General features: G+C 60.4%; 15 protein-coding genes. 9 read left to right on the top strand and 6 right to left on the bottom strand.

Annotated features, from left to right (window positions below; genetic code table 11):
* Window positions 1–278, top strand: a 278-nt coding sequence (locus Q0C59_RS14055) for a PIN domain-containing protein (RefSeq protein WP_291216510.1), incomplete at its 5' end; no start/stop codon positions are given.
* Between the two features lie 48 nt (window positions 279–326).
* On the opposite strand, the gene Q0C59_RS14050 is transcribed toward Q0C59_RS14055, so the two are convergent.
* From Q0C59_RS14050 to Q0C59_RS14040, 3 genes are read right to left on the bottom strand one after another with little or no spacing between them, the layout of a single operon-like run.
* On the bottom strand, window positions 327–1,334 hold the full coding sequence (locus tag Q0C59_RS14050; RefSeq protein WP_159608944.1) for a helix-hairpin-helix domain-containing protein: 1,008 nt from the start codon (window positions 1,332–1,334) through the stop codon (window positions 327–329).
* Window positions 1,335–1,340: 6 nt separating this feature from the next.
* On the bottom strand, window positions 1,341–2,675 hold the full coding sequence (locus Q0C59_RS14045) for a type II toxin-antitoxin system HipA family toxin (RefSeq protein ID WP_159608945.1): 1,335 nt from the start codon (window positions 2,673–2,675) through the stop codon (window positions 1,341–1,343).
* Window positions 2,676–2,681: 6 nt separating this feature from the next.
* Window positions 2,682–2,993, bottom strand: a complete 312-nt coding sequence (locus Q0C59_RS14040) for a helix-turn-helix domain-containing protein (protein WP_291216508.1) — start codon at window positions 2,991–2,993, stop codon at window positions 2,682–2,684.
* Window positions 2,994–3,363: 370 nt separating this feature from the next.
* On the opposite strand from Q0C59_RS14040, the gene Q0C59_RS14035 reads away from it, so the two are divergent.
* Window positions 3,364–6,102: a DEAD/DEAH box helicase gene (locus tag Q0C59_RS14035; protein WP_159608947.1), complete on the top strand. Its 2,739-nt coding sequence runs from the start codon at window positions 3,364–3,366 to the stop codon at window positions 6,100–6,102.
* A gap of 68 nt (window positions 6,103–6,170) precedes the next feature.
* Here the strand turns inward: Q0C59_RS14035 and Q0C59_RS14030 are convergent, their stop codons facing one another.
* The 3 genes from Q0C59_RS14030 to Q0C59_RS14020 form a co-directional block, all read right to left on the bottom strand.
* Window positions 6,171–6,371: a hypothetical protein gene (locus Q0C59_RS14030; protein WP_159608948.1), complete on the bottom strand. Its 201-nt coding sequence runs from the start codon at window positions 6,369–6,371 to the stop codon at window positions 6,171–6,173.
* Between the two features lie 104 nt (window positions 6,372–6,475).
* Window positions 6,476–7,090: an RES family NAD+ phosphorylase gene (locus tag Q0C59_RS14025; RefSeq protein ID WP_291216506.1), complete on the bottom strand. Its 615-nt coding sequence runs from the start codon at window positions 7,088–7,090 to the stop codon at window positions 6,476–6,478.
* Window positions 7,087–7,809 carry an antitoxin Xre/MbcA/ParS toxin-binding domain-containing protein gene (locus Q0C59_RS14020; RefSeq protein ID WP_159608949.1) on the bottom strand — a complete coding sequence of 241 codons (723 nt, stop codon included), beginning with the start codon at window positions 7,807–7,809 and terminating at the stop codon, window positions 7,087–7,089. Before Q0C59_RS14020 ends, Q0C59_RS14025 begins: the two co-directional genes overlap by 4 nt.
* A 465-nt stretch (window positions 7,810–8,274) precedes the next feature.
* On the opposite strand from Q0C59_RS14020, the gene Q0C59_RS14015 reads away from it, so the two are divergent.
* From Q0C59_RS14015 to Q0C59_RS13985, 7 genes are all read left to right on the top strand, one after another.
* Window positions 8,275–9,534 (top strand): hypothetical protein, encoded by a 1,260-nt coding sequence (locus Q0C59_RS14015; protein ID WP_291216503.1) that lies wholly within the window; start codon window positions 8,275–8,277, stop codon window positions 9,532–9,534.
* A gap of 203 nt (window positions 9,535–9,737) precedes the next feature.
* Window positions 9,738–10,877: a hypothetical protein gene (locus Q0C59_RS14010; RefSeq protein ID WP_291216502.1), complete on the top strand. Its 1,140-nt coding sequence runs from the start codon at window positions 9,738–9,740 to the stop codon at window positions 10,875–10,877.
* Between the two features lie 533 nt (window positions 10,878–11,410).
* On the top strand, window positions 11,411–11,734 hold the full coding sequence (locus Q0C59_RS14005; protein WP_201450092.1) for a hypothetical protein: 324 nt from the start codon (window positions 11,411–11,413) through the stop codon (window positions 11,732–11,734).
* Window positions 11,731–11,967, top strand: coding sequence for a hypothetical protein (locus tag Q0C59_RS14000; protein ID WP_291216499.1), 237 nt, complete (start codon window positions 11,731–11,733; stop codon window positions 11,965–11,967). Before Q0C59_RS14005 ends, Q0C59_RS14000 begins: the two co-directional genes overlap by 4 nt.
* 53 nt (window positions 11,968–12,020) lie before the next feature.
* Entirely contained in the window at window positions 12,021–12,680 is a 660-nt protein-coding gene (locus tag Q0C59_RS13995; RefSeq protein WP_291216497.1) for a hypothetical protein, read from the top strand.
* 292 nt (window positions 12,681–12,972) lie between these two features.
* Window positions 12,973–13,263: a hypothetical protein gene (locus Q0C59_RS13990; protein WP_159608986.1), complete on the top strand. Its 291-nt coding sequence runs from the start codon at window positions 12,973–12,975 to the stop codon at window positions 13,261–13,263.
* Window positions 13,264–13,418: 155 nt separating this feature from the next.
* Window positions 13,419–14,354, top strand: a complete 936-nt coding sequence (locus Q0C59_RS13985) for a hypothetical protein (RefSeq protein WP_159608987.1) — start codon at window positions 13,419–13,421, stop codon at window positions 14,352–14,354.
* Window positions 14,355–14,387: the final 33 nt, after the last annotated feature.

The following is a 14,387-nucleotide window of genomic DNA, read 5'->3' as shown; positions in this document are numbered from 1 at the left end:
AGATTGGCATCCGCGCACTGGAGCGTCGCACCCCGCCACAGGGCAGTGCGCTGCGCGCTTGGCTCGCTGGGGTGCGTGTGGCTTTCGCTGGCCGGATCCTCCCGTTTACGGAGAACACGGCGCCCGTGTGCGCTTCGTTACATGTGCCCAACCCTTGTTCAGAGCGCGATGCAATGATCGCGGCCACAGCCATCGAGCACGGATTTTCAGTGGTTACGCGCAACGTGCCAGACTTTGTGAACACGGGCGTTGGCTTGATCAATCCCTGGGATTCCTGACCGCATAGCGAGACGGCGTGAGTCATCCGCACTTTCGCATTGAAGGACTCACTCGCCGGCGTGGTCCTCGGGGAATGGCGTGGGGAATGGAGAAGGCCGGCGATCCCGCTCAGACCTATGGATAGGTGGTTTCGGCAGCGCGAAGTACTCCATCAAACGAGTCTGGCCATGAGCACCCAGTCCGTGGCGCCTGCACTTGCCCTCCCTTGCTTCGATCGCAACCTCGCGCGCAGCCGCCACCGTGGTGGCCCCTGACTTCCCCAAGGCCTTGGTGACAGACCAGCCAAGCCAAGGTGCCAGTTCCTCGACCGCAGCGTCGTCGCCCGGCCGTTTGAGTTCGTTGAGGTTCAGGACGCCGTATTCCCACTGCGCCAAATCACCAGGCGCTGAGTGAAGCGTCATCCCCACGCACCTGAGCGTTTGCACAAGCTCTCGGATCGAGGCCTTGCCGAACTTCACGTACAGATCTCTCAATGTGTGCGACCGAAGGGCACCGACACTGTCGATTCCACGTGCGAGGCAGCGATTGACTGTGGCCGGCCGCAGCCCGAGCTCGCTGATTGGGGACTGGTCGCTCAACTTGCGCTCGGCGGCTCGCGTGCGAAAGGCCACCGCTGCGCGGTCCAGGTCCCGACGCCAAGGTTGATCGCTTTCCTTGAAAGCGAGGCCATGTTTGCCCAGCATCTCACGCAGCTGCTCGACTGTGGTTCGCCCGACATCCTTCATCCTCATCAGTTCGTCTTCGCTGGCCAGCGCCAAGTCCTCCAGACGGTAGATGTTGATTTCGAGCATTCGGTGCACCGCAGAACGGCGAATGCCAAGTTCCTCAATCGGTGTGTCGGGCGTTATTGCAGCATCGACGGAGCGCTTCTCATTCGGTGTCCATGCGAAGGGTTCGATCTCGAGCTTCGAGGCGTCAACGCCGGCAGCTTCCGCTATGACGATGAAGCGCTTGGAACGCAGGATCCAGTCATGCAGTGCTGCTAGGCAGGCGGATAGCTGATCTGGTGGCACCGAAAGCAGGTCCCTTGTGCTTTCAAAAGAGGAGCGGCCCATACCCGTTCAACCCCCAAAAGTTGTCACGCGATCTGAGAGATGTTTGGCGATGGTCTCCATCTCCGCGCGGTCCACGCCGGCGCGCTTCGCAAAGCTGGGCCATCGTTCGATCGCTTGCTTGATCCCATGAACCGTTTGGGGCAGTTCAGCGAGCAGCCCGAACCGATCTGCAACCTCGCGCACATCGCTCAAAGTGATCTGGTCGAAGCGTCCGTTGACCGACATCAGATGCTGCTTGATCCATTCGTTGTCGGGGTTGAAGGCGTGCGTGATGTCGTAGGCTGGGGACAACTCCCACCGCCCCCCTTCGCGCAAGAGGAACGAGAAGTTCTTGGTGTGGTCGTCGTTGTTGACCGCCAGCACATTGAAGACCATGCGGCGCACGAGCTCAACCAGTGCGCCACGGTCCAGCTTGAGCTGCTTTGCCGTCTGGAATAGCTGGTTGTAGCTGTGGGTGGCGACCTGTTTGTAGTCCAGATGGGCCATGGCGCACAGCGTTTGCATGTGGTGGCGCTGGTCGCCATCACGGTCGAAACGTTTGGTCATGAAGTGCGCGCGGCCGTTCTCCTCCAAAAGCCGACAGGGCGACATGTCGATGTCGGCTTCGGAGGCCATGAGGTGGTAGGCGTACTCAATGCGGCCGTACCCCTTGGACGGACCGAGAGCGTTGTCCTTGCCCATGCCGTCGAGTTTCAGCAGCCAGGCTTCAAACCCCTCAGGGATGTCGAACTGGCCTGTACGGACTTCCTCTGTATCGGGATTCCAGGCGATGGTTGCCTTCGCGCGCGCACCGCCCGCCGAGGTGCCCACTTGGATGATCTGTTTGAGGGCTGCACTGACATGGTCCTCGCCGTCAAAATCTTCCTTCACGGCCTTGCGAGCGGCTTCCACCAATTTCCCCATATGGACAGCGGTGGGCTTGCTGGGCTTGGGCCCACGCATGGGGCCGAAGGTCAAGGCACCCATGCCACGCCTGCCCATGTAGGCCAGACGGTCCAGTGAAGTGATGGCGTCCTTGGCGATACCCTTGTCTGCCAACCAGGCGTCGATCAGCGCATTGCCGAAGTCGTCGGGCAGGGCGTCGGCCAGGAGCGCGGGCAGGCGCTTGAATGTCGGCTCGGGCAGTTCCGTGAAGATGAAGGGCTCACGGGCCTGCGCCAGGGGCATCTGCAGTGGTGCCAGTTCAATGCCGCTCTTCACCCACGTCGGGGCGTATTTGAAGGCGTAGTAGTTCTTCGTGGGCTCGCGCGCCACGGCGCCCACCAGTTTTCCCCACGCTCTGACCTCTACGGCGTCGACGCTCTGGTAGGGGGTTTGTCGCGTCTTCGTTGCTGTTGCCATGGAGGGTCAGTCGAGTTGTGGTTTGCGGGGCTTGTAAGCGCGCTGGCGCGGCGCGTGCTTCTTCAGCATGCTCAGCGGGTCAATCGTCACGGCGGGCTGCAACGTGGTGAGCCACTCATCGCGGTGCAGAACACGCAACACCGTCACGAACGAGGCAAGGGTTGAGCCTTCGCCGCTTTCCAGCCTGCGCACCACGTTGATGGACAGTCCAGCGTTCTTGGCCACGTCCTCAAGCGTGAGGTTCAAACGCAATCTCTGGGCGCGGATCTGCTCCCCCAGTTCGACCATGCGTTCACTTGTAGTGCGCAAATCGTTCATAAATATCCATCAATGAATGGCAGCAAAACAAATTGGCTATAACAATTCACCGATGAATTCTAATGGAAGGGCGAAGGGGACGCAACTTGTGTACGAGTAAGTATCCGAATTAGGACTGTTATAGCCAACCGCGAGGGCATATATCCGATAAGAGCCAGTTGTACGTCAGGCGCTATGCCATCAAGTTGCGGTGCACGCGAGGTCAGTGTGGAGGTAAACGCGCCTCAACGGCAGGTCAACGACCTTGTTCTGCTTCGTTGGCAGGGCATCGCTGGACTCCAGGGCCGGCACGATAGGGCGGAGCCCCATCAATCCTCAACGAACCCAGTGGCACTCAACGGCCCCGATTCGCGGAACGAGCAGATCCAACATGCGTGCCCGGAAAATCAAAAAACCAGCCCCCCACCAGCGCGAAGCATTGAGTGCCATCACCAACGCCATGAGATCTGCCAGCCGGGCGAGTGTCGTTATGGCCTGCGGCACCGGCAAGACGCTCGTAGAAATGTGGGCGTCCCAGGCGATGGACAAAACACGCACCATCGTATTCGTGCCCACCATCAACCTGCTGCAACAGGTATTCCATGAATGGCGGGATCAGAACAAGGGCGCGGGCGACTTCCGCGCGCTGTGCGTGTGCTCCGACAGCAGCGTAGGCACGGAACCAGAAGGGGAGGGGGGTTCCGGAGAAACCGATGAGGTAGTACTCGGCGCAGGAGATATCGATTTCCCAACGTGCACCGCCCCCGCGGTAGTGAACGCGTTCCTGAACGATGCCAAAAAGGATCCTCACGCCCGGGCGGTGATCTTCTGCACCTACCACTCAGCGCACATAGTCGGACAGGCTATGGCAATGCGGCGCAAAGGGGACCGCAGTATCGGTCTGGGGATTTTCGATGAGGCGCACAAAACGGCGTGCGCGGTGGGCAAGCCGTTTGGGTATGCGCTATCGGATGACAACCTGCACATCGACAAACGCCTGTTCTTTACCGCCACCCCCAGAGTTGCGGTAGCAAAAACGGTCCGCAAGAAGCAGGGGAATGCTCCGTTCTACGACATGGCGGATACCGCTTGCTACGGCGAGCAAATCTACAGGCTGTCGTTTGCTGAAGCTGCTGCCAGGGGGCTCATCGTCCCGTACAAAATCGTGATCTCGGTGATCGACGACGCGTCCATCACGAGCGACCATATCTCGCGATACGTGGTCAAGTCCAAGGACGGCTTTGTCGATGCATCGGTAGTGGCCAAACAAGTTGCATTGCGTCGAGCCATGGAGAAATATGGGCTGAAGAAGGCCATCACGTTCCACCGGACCATAGCATCTGCGCAGACCTTCGCACACACAACTGATTCGGCCAAAGACGACGGTGTTCGCCTCATAGATGGGCTCCATGTCTTTGGAGAACAAGGCAATGCCGAGCGTGAGGCAGTGATGCGGAAGTTCAAAACCAGCGACCGTGGGGTCATCAGCAACGCTCGTTGCCTGACCGAAGGAGTGGATGTCCCGTCAGTGGATCTGGTGGCCTTCATGGATCCCCGCAAGAGCAAGATCGACATCGTGCAGGCGGCAGGGCGTGCGATGCGCCTTGCGGGGCCCCAGAAGACGTGCGGCTACATCTTGCTGCCCCTTCACCTGAACCTCCACGACGGCGAGTCGGCCGAACAGGCGCTTCTCCGCAGCGACTTTTCTGTTGTTGCTGATGTGCTGGGCGCATTGGCTGAAAACGACGAAGCGTTCAAAGACATCATCCGCGCAGCTGCAGGGGGCTCAGGTTGCGGACTTTCTTCTGTGGTCTCTGTCGATTTTGACGCCTCCATGGCGTTCGATCGGAAGGTGTTCGACCAGCACAAATTCATCAAAGCAATCGAGACACGGCTGATGAACGAGACACTGAGTTCGTTTGACTGGCTAGTTTCGAAGCTCAAGGCCTTCCGAGATGAAAAGGGCCACTGCAGGGTGCCAAACCAATACAAGACTGCATCGGGCTATCCGCTGGGCAGTCGGTGTACCGCGGAGAAGACGGCGGCCAAACATGCCAACTATTCAGAGGTCAGACGAAAAGTCTTGAGCGATCTGGGGTTGGATCTGGACGTGAAGCCGACCCGAAGAGCAGCTGAGACCATACTCACCATGATCCGTGAATTCAAGGCAGAACATGGGCATTGCGAAGTGCCGATTAAGCACCTGTTGCCCAATGGGTATCCGCTGGGAGACCGATGCGTGAAGGAGCGCAACAGGGCTCAGAAGGAGGGATACCCAACCAGCAAAAAGCACGCACTGGAGGCCTTGGGGTTTCGGTTTGTGACCCGAAAGAGAGACGAAAAGGGCGAGGAGTTGTTCAAGCGGCTTGAGGCCTACAGAAAGCAGACTGGTAGCTGCAAAGTCCCGATCAAATATGTTTGCGACGACGGCTTTACTCTGGGCACAAGGTTGACACGTGAGAAGCAACTTGCAAGGCTCGACGGCTACCCGATGGACCGCCGCATAGCACTTGAAAAGTTGGGTGTGAAAGTCGCCGCTGCAGGAAGAAAGTTCCCACGAGCCGAGTTGATCCCAAACCTAGAGCGATTTGTCGAGCAACATGGCCACTGTGACGTGCCGCGCAACTACGAGACTCCGGATGGCTTTCCCTTGTGGGCCAAGTGCGAGGCAGAGCGCATTTTGGCGAAGAAACCTGGATACGAAGAAGAGCAGAAAGCCAAGCTCTCAGCGCTCGGCTTTCACCCAGACAGATACGCTGTGGATGAGAGATTGGAAGCGTTTGTCAGCATGGTCGAGCAGTTCAAAGAAGAGCACGGACACGCCAAGATACCAACGCAATTTGTGACCTCATTGGGCGTCCCGCTGGGTAGTCGAGCCGTCAAGGTTCGTTTGCGAGCGGCCCTTCCAGGCTTCCCCGAGAAAGTGCGTAAGCGCCTCGCTGAACTGGGATTCAGGTTCGATTCTGCACGCAAATCCTCGACTGGGCGATCCAATGAAAACGCGGTTGAATATGGCGCATTTGCGACATCCAAAGGCGGCTTTTCCAAGCACAAGCTAAATGATGCCCATCTCGACAGAATGCCAGTTCGCCCGCATAGGGGCGCAACTCCAATACGGCCATGGGCCTGAGTCTTGAGCGCATGCAGCGCCTTTTGCGCAAAAAGCTACTCGCTGCATTGGGTGAGCGCATGACGGCCCTAAAACTCACTGTCCACTGGCGTGGATAAAGGGACTTCGGTGGCGGTCAACTCGCACGAGCCCTGCAACTTGGCAATCATGTGAGCCGCGCTTTTGTAGCCCGCGTCCCGTGCGGCCGCGTCGCGCGCGCCTTTCTCGTCGTTGGCCTCGTAGACCCCATAGGGCGAGCCATTGGCTTCAACCTGAAATTTCATCGACATGATCACATCCCTTGTGGCGCGGTGGCCAGCGGTGCGCTGCCCTTGATTGAACGATACGCGTCGAGCGGCCAACTTCAAGAGCGAGTTTTCATTGTGTTGGTCGGTTACGGAGCAACCACCAGCCGGGTGTCCAGCGAGAACACCTCCACCGACACCCGCTCAATCTCGCCCTTGGTGCGGTCCACATCGATCAGCAGGTTCCAGGAATGGGGACTCACCGCGCTCGGCACCACCAGCATGGGGTGAGACTCCATCGCCTGCTGAACAAAGGCAACCTGGTTGGGGCTGTATGAACCAGGGCGCAGCCATGCAGGATTGGGGAACGAGTGAGGCAGCAGCACCTTGACCAGGGCAGGGTGAACGATTCGAGCGCAGACCAGCATGTGCGGAACAGCATCCAAGGCGGAGAACCCGCTGTGCACGGCAACTTCCAGAATGGCCGTGGCCGGATCCAGACTTCCGTAGAGCAAACGCGTGCCAGCCTTGTTCCAGCGCCCGCTCACACGAAACGCCCCTTCCCCTGAGTCCCATGTGTCCACGTGGCGTGCGTTCACCAGACGCCAGAACTGCAGCCCCGGCGCGTCAGGTGATGCCTGACGCGAGCTGAGAGCGACATCTGCCAGCGCCTGGGCTCCCAGCACCGACCCCAGCGGCCCACGTAGAACGGCGGCCGATGCCTCCGAGTAGGCGTCGATCAGCGCCCTGGGAAGCGGGGTCAAGCGTAGACCCCGTACTCCATGCGAACGAGCAGATCGCGCACCAGGTCCGCGCCTTGGCGGGTGGAGAGCAGATCGAGGGGGCGCTGGCCCTTGAGTGCGACGGCGCCGGTGGTGAGCCAGCGCTGCGCCTCGGCCATCGAGCCCAGCACGCTCTGGGCCTGCTCGGTGATGGCAGCCAGATCCAACGCCACGCTGGCCACGTCACTGCCCAGGCGCCCATCGCGATGGCGCTGTAACGTCCGCTCGCTCACCCCAAGCGCGGTGAGCAACTCCTGCTTCGGAATAGCATCGAAGCGCTCCAGCATGTCCAGCAGAGACTTTGTGGCGATCCCCTCGAGCACTTTGTGGTGGAGCTCAAGCGGGCCAGCGTCCCCTACAGACAATTCGGCATTGGAAGTGCGAGCTTCAAAACTCTTCACCACTGTGATTGTTTTGCCTCCTACCTGCAGCGTGTCGCCTACCGTCGGGCGATTTGGCTTCACGTTCATGTGGATAGGCGTCTTGCGCGACCCTTGGACGTACACCACCCCAGCATCCTTCATGTCGAGCAGCACGCCCCGGAGCGACGTAGGCGGCAGAGCTTTCCCAGCCGAGGTGCGAACGCGCTCGCCTCCTGTTTTGTAAACACCAATGTCGTAGTCAGTGGGGCCGATTTTTACCTGGGTGGCCTTGGCAGTGCGTGCGGTTGTTTCGCGCCCTTTTGGGGTGGAGGTGGACATGGGGCTTACTCCTGATCTCGCCAACTGGCACTCCAGTTTACGCCAGTTGGCGCGCGTCGGCTCTTGCGTGTCTCCAGGACGAGCTTCCTCCTCGACAAGCGTTCCCGTGAAGTCAGCCTCGCCTCGCACTCTTTGACTCCACGTATCCAATGGCCGCCGCGCTCTTCAGAACGGTTGTCCTTCTCAGCAGTGACGGTGACGTGTGAAGCAACGCGCGCGGAGCCAAGATCAGAAAGTAACTTTTAAAGGGACCAAATCAGATCTTTTGCCGCGTTGAAAACCCATACGATGCGCTTGATCTCTAAAACGATGGGAGATTTCATTAAACTGGCGAAGATTCGAGAACGTCAAAACGTATGTATGCATGCTCACAGTTTTCGATCAGAAAATCCCTTTCTAGCTATAAGTTTGCGATTCGATGCATTCTTGAGGTTTCGGCAATAGTCCAGCGGACACGCCGCCAAGTTGGACCAAGCGCCAGACGAACAGCCTGATTGTCTGTGCGCATCCCCAGTTGTTGTCCAGCCCCCAACTCACCCCACATGCAAACGTTCTTCAGCGATTCATTCGTTCAAATCACCTCAGGTGTGCTGCTCACACCCACTTGCGCAGGACAACCCTGCAGCCCCTCCTGGTGATCACAAAAGCATGCAAGAAACGACAAGCACAGCAGGGCCACGTCGCGCCGGCTCCGATGACTCACACCGCACAAAAGATGAAAGCGAGATTGCGCAGGCCTTGATCACCGTGATGCGGTCCTGCACGAACAGCGAGTCCGAACTGCACATATTGCCAACGGCCTGCGGCGTGAGCCACTTCAAGGCCAAGGGGCTCAAGCACGCCAGCGCGCTCTACAGTCCCCTGGGCATTGCCCTCTCACGCCGCCGGCGCACCATGCGGCTTAACTTCATTCAGCAGTGCCTGGAAGGCGCCATCCACACCGATGGCTCGCTCGATCCCAAAACCCTGCTCAAGCCCGAATTCACGGCCGTGATGATCACCCCCTACTGGCTGGGGGACTACTGCGTGAAGATCATCAACATGGATGAGGTGCTCAAGCGGTTTGACATCGTCCGCCTGCTGGAGCATGAGATCGCGCTGCAGCAAACACTGCCCCTGATCGAAGCGAAGGGCTACCGCGATGTGCACATTGCCCTCCCAGTGCTGCAAGGATCGGCCGCCGAGCTCAACCTGCATGTGGTGATCTCGTGCAATGACCGTGGTGAGTGGCTGACAACGATCCACAGCAACGGCCTGTGGCAGCAGCAGTTTCCCGGGACCAAGGCGGCGCAAGCTGCGGCGGCGTTCGCCCACCTGTGCTATGCCCGTGGCCACCAATGCGTCGTTGACGTTCGCACCGAAGTTCATCTCCAGGCTGTGTATGCCACCGCGATTGCGCGAACCTCTCCCACCAAGTTCGAGATTATCGAAACCTCAGGCAGAAACACGCTGAGCCCGATGGAAAGGGAACACACAGACCCAATGAGCGAGTTGTGCACCATGCTCAGCGCCCAGTACGACTCTCTCACGCTGCAGCGCTCCAACACCGACCCAGACGTGCACAAGGCCATGGTCGGGCTGTTCGAAACCCAGATGGTGGTCTACACCGGCGTCATGTGCTCACGGGTTGGCACGCAGTCGCAGCCGCCCAGCGACCCGGGCCTGCAGGTGTGGATGGAGCGACAGACACGCAGCCCCGGGAGCATCGAATTCTTCTGGCGCTGACCCAGTCTTGGTGATCGTTGACCGGAGAAATACGAACAGAACAGATGCCTCGGAGTGAGTAACTCAAACCAACGCATGGTTTTCGGTCATTTGGCTCGCACCGCTGGGGCTTTGTGGGCCCTATCTTTGAATGCTTTCGTGCAGAAGGTCACGCCTCCCAAAAGGCATGCCGCCTGCAGGTTTCCATTTGAAGGCACATTGGCATGACATCTCCTCACGGCAAGAACCTTCAGTCGCAACCGAACGTACCGGCCGATGAACTCTCGGGTCAGATTGACAAGCGCACGCGCGCAGCGCGGATCGAAAGCGGTGGCTACGCTTCACCGGTTTTCGCGACAGCTTCTGAATTCATTGAACAAAGCCTCTCGCGCCGCGCGTATGTCGAGCCAGATGCGCGCTGGAATGCCCCAGACAGCAGCCTGTTTCCAATGGCGATTCAGGGCTACTGCCTGCAGGCCACTCAGCACCTGCGCCCGCGCCACGCCACCGAACCTGACACCGGCACCCCCGGTCCACACTCCCTTCGCCGCGAGATGATCATCTACGGCAACCTGCTCAGCCGCCTGGCGCAACTACATGCCCAAGTTCCCGGCCTGCGCACGACCGAGCGACCAGCGCCAGTGATGGGCTTTCTGCTGGTGCCCACCTGGGTCAAAGAGTTCGAGATCCACCAGGTTGATCTGACGCGGGCGATGGACTGGACCGAGGGGCTGCACGACCTCATGTCCAGCTCACTGCGGCAGGTTGTCGAGATGCGCGCCAACTACTGCGGCCCGGCCAACCCATTTGTCGACACGGCCGCCGCTGTGCACCTGGCGTTCGTCGTGCCACACCACAACGGGCAGGGATTGGCCACCACGGTGGTGTGCAGTCTCAACGAAGGGGGCTTGAGCTCGTGCACCGTCGACAGCCAGCCGCTGGGCACGTTGCAAGCCGCGCAGATCGCGCTCAAGTTGAGCTGGATGCTCAGCACTCAAGCGCATGTGCCCTGTGACCCCGCCCGGCTGGAATCATTCTTCGAAGCCGCGCGCCAGGGCGCAGACCACACAGGCAGCGGCCCAGCCAGCGGGCAGTTGGTCCGCACGCTCACCTACGCAGACCTTCGTCCGATGGCCAGCGACCCCTTCATGGAGATGGCGCTGCAGATACTCGACTTGCACGAGACAGAGGTCATCGCAAGGCTCGTGGCTCGCGAAAAAACGCTGGTCACGCGTCTGGCCAAAGAATCCGGCGTGCGCGCATGGGCGCTGGCCTACTTCCGCCGCCATGGTGTGGACCTCACTCACCTGGCGCGCGTGGCCCGCACCAAGCTAGCCGAACTCAACCCCTCCGCCGCTGGATGAGCACAGACCGCTTTGCAATCCTTGACCGGGGGGATGAGACGTCCACCGAGCAAGGCGAAGTGCATCAGCAACTCGTCTCAGCCCGCATGAGCAGCGCTCCGCGCGGCGATGCACCGCCCGTGTCCATCGGCATGGTGGTTCACCTTTGGCCCAAGCACTTGGGCGCCACAGCCAAGGCCTTGTGCGGGGGCTCCCCTCGGGGGGTGTTCAGCAGCTGGAGCGAGACAGACGACGCTACAGATTGCGCAGCTTGCATGCGCGTGCGTAGCGGTCTCGGCGAAGACATGGCACTGCCGGAGAACCTCACCAGAATGCGCGATCTCCCCTGAACCACAGGCTTGAGCGCTCCCCAGCAGCAGACCAACTGGCTTCGGGTCAGTGGGGCATTGAGCACAAGGACGGCATGCAACAGGGCTCCAACGCATGCGTTTGGGTGCGATGTCCAGGGCTCACCCGGGCGGGCGGGCCTTAGATTCAAAGGCGACATCCAGCACGGATGCCAGAAGCCAAGAAGTCCCACCCATCTGTCCTTCATGCAAGAGATCAACACGACCCTGTTGAGTGAGGTTTTCGAGTGGAGCGCCACGGTGGTGAGTCTGCTCGGCGCAGCCCTGCTGTGTGTGAACACGCGCATCTCGCCCTGGGGCTTCCTGATCTACCTCTTTGCCAACGGGCTGACGATTGTTTTCGCACTTCTCAATGGGCACCACGGCCTGATCGTGCAGCAGATCGGCTTCGCCATCACCAGCTTCGTCGGCGTCTACCGAACCGGGCTGCTCGCCCACCTGCTACGAGCGCCACATCTCGCGCCGCGCGCCGGCGCATCGTCCCTCTCGATCAGGACCAGCAAACGATGACTCCAACCTTCATGCACGTGGACGAAGGCAGTCACGCCATCTTGCTGACCTTCACGTCAGGCGAGCACCGAGCGTTCACCGGCTATCACGGTTGCTTCGTGGATGACGGGGCATTCGTGCTGATGCACGGCAACGATGTTCAGGAGATTTTTGCCGCCGGCGCATGGAAGCACGTTTGCAAGGTGCCGCTCTCCGAGCTGGCCTCTCCGTCCATCAAAAAGGCTGCTCCATGAAGCCCTCAACCCCATTCGCCCGATTTCTGGAACTGGACTCGTTCGCGAAGGCCATGACCACCGTGGTGCCGGCCGCCTACATCCTGGTGGCCACCGGCTACATGTCGCTGGCCGCGCTGAGCGGTGAGGACACGCCCGGACTGAGGGCGGTGACCACTGCCTGCCTGTGGACCCTCATCCCAGGTTCTGCCATGCTGAAGAAAGCGCTGGCGGGGTGGCGTGAAGCCTACCTGGTGCGCAAGGGTGCGGAAAAGTCACCCATCCCCGGCCTGAGTCGCGAACACTGGGCCCTGATCGAGCCCGCGGGCAGCACCACCAACCTGGAGTTGGGCCAAGTGGTGCAGCGCCGCAACGCCACCTTTGAGGGCTTGCATGTGATCACCCATGGCGAGGCCAGTGAGTCCCGCCCCGGTTTGGCCACGCTGACCCGACAGGCTGGCACGGTCATCGGCGATGAGCAATTCATCATGGGCGAGCTTCTGCCGCGCACAGCAGGCTCCACCATTCGGGTGAGTTCGAGCCAGGCAAGCGTTTGGTTCATCGGCTTCACCACGCTGCAGGTCCTGTTCAACGAACACCCCGGCCTCGAGGCTGCGATGCGCAAGGCCCTTCTCCAGAACATGGGGCAGCGGCTCCACACGCAGTCCGAGCAGCTCGTTGCGCACCAGCCCAGCACGAGCACGCGCGCACTGGCACGCCTGCACTCGCTCTGATCACCACCCCGCCAAACGACGCAGGCCCAGAACCATGCATGCCCGTTCCCTTCACCCAGCGAACAATCGCCGGCGACCGAGAACTCCACCAGAACTGACCATCGCAGAGATTTACGAAGCCGCTCTGCGTGATGACACGCAGGACCTGGATTGCGCAAACGACGAACCCCTGCAGGTGGGGGCACAAGTCGAAAGCATCAAATCGTTCGCAAAATCAGCGCCCGGGCGCACAGGGGGGCGAGCCACATTGGGTGCAGCTGCGCGGCTGACATTGCGCATCGAGCACATCCTGGTGCAAGACTTCCAAGCGCGCGGACGCGGCATGCACTCCAAGGTCGACAGCGTGCGCCCACCACTGCCCCGCAAACTGGCCGCCAACCTGCGCTACCTGGGCGCCGTGGTCAACACGGCCGTGGCAGAAAACGCCCTCGACCCGGCCAAGCTGCCCGACATACTGGATCGCACCACCAAGGCCGTCCACGAGCTGAGGCGCCTGGCCATCCGACGCAACCGATTCAAGTCCATCCGCCAACGCTTGCGCAGCGCGTTCGGTCGCATCGGCAAGCACCTCGCGTGGGACTGACGGCGCGGGAGGTGGCAACAACAGGAGAGGCCTGTGCCGCACAGCACAACTGACCCCGATCACGCGACAAAACCCCCTCGCTGAACGAACAATGGTCATCCCTCAGGAGTTGACCGATGATTCGCACAAGACCACAAGAAGAGAAGCCACATCCCATGAACAAGCCAGCTTTCGGTCAGACCCTTTCGCAAGGCATGTTGTTACATGACATGCGTCGCCTGCAGGATGTGCTGTTTCAAGGCTACGGCCTTCCGCCCGAGGGCGCCACGAGCGAGCAGACCAACGCCTGGTGGCAGCAGACCTATGAGCGGGCTCCGCTGGGCTGCAAGCAGTACTGGGAAATCCGTGAGTACCTGCAGCGCACCTACGTGGACGTGATGCAGCTGCGCATGTTCGGTGCACTCAGGAGCAACGACCGATTCGAGGATGCCCTGCTGAGCATGGCCACGCCTGAGGATCGCTGGGCATTCAGCAACATGGTCACCGACAGGGGCTGGCGCGATCAGATGCTTGCCGCATGTGTGGCCCACAACCCCGACCCGGGTGGCCTGGGGAATGCGCGAATCACCACGACCGAACGGCAGACGCATCACCTTTTGCGAAAGAACCCCAACGGCGCGCGGCAGGAACTGCAGGGGGTGTTGGCCATGTTCCGGGGCAGTGGCGACGCACAACTGGTGCAGGATCTCCACGACATGGCCAGCGAGTCGGAGGTGGGCTTCTACGAGTGCGAGTGGGGCTACATCCTCGACAGCCCCAACCACAAAGTCGTCTTGTGCAGCGCCCTGTCTCAGGCCGACAGCCCCAGCGTGCGCACGCGCATCTACAACGACTGGAAAACCTACGTGCATCCTCTCTCGGTCGCGCCATTCGAAAAGCGCCTTGGGCAGAGCCTGGGCGTGAACCTCACACCCTTTGAGTCCCGCACCCTGGTGCTGCAGGTGGAGTCTCAAGCGGAGATGAAGCACATGGACCTGTTCCACGAGTGGTTCACGAACGACTTCATCGGCCGGATGCTCCCGCGCATGTGCGCTCGCGTGCTCGATGCGGATTTCGAATACCCGCTTCAATGCTTCCCGGACAAGCCCTGACCACAGGCCCCCAGCAAAAAGGCCCGCATTTGC

Origin of the sequence: Hydrogenophaga sp. (assembly GCF_022844385.1) — a bacterium.
GTDB lineage: Bacteria > Pseudomonadota > Gammaproteobacteria > Burkholderiales > Burkholderiaceae_C > Hydrogenophaga.
Note: the sequence above shows the minus strand (reverse complement) of the source record. Positions and strands in the feature narration are given on the sequence as shown.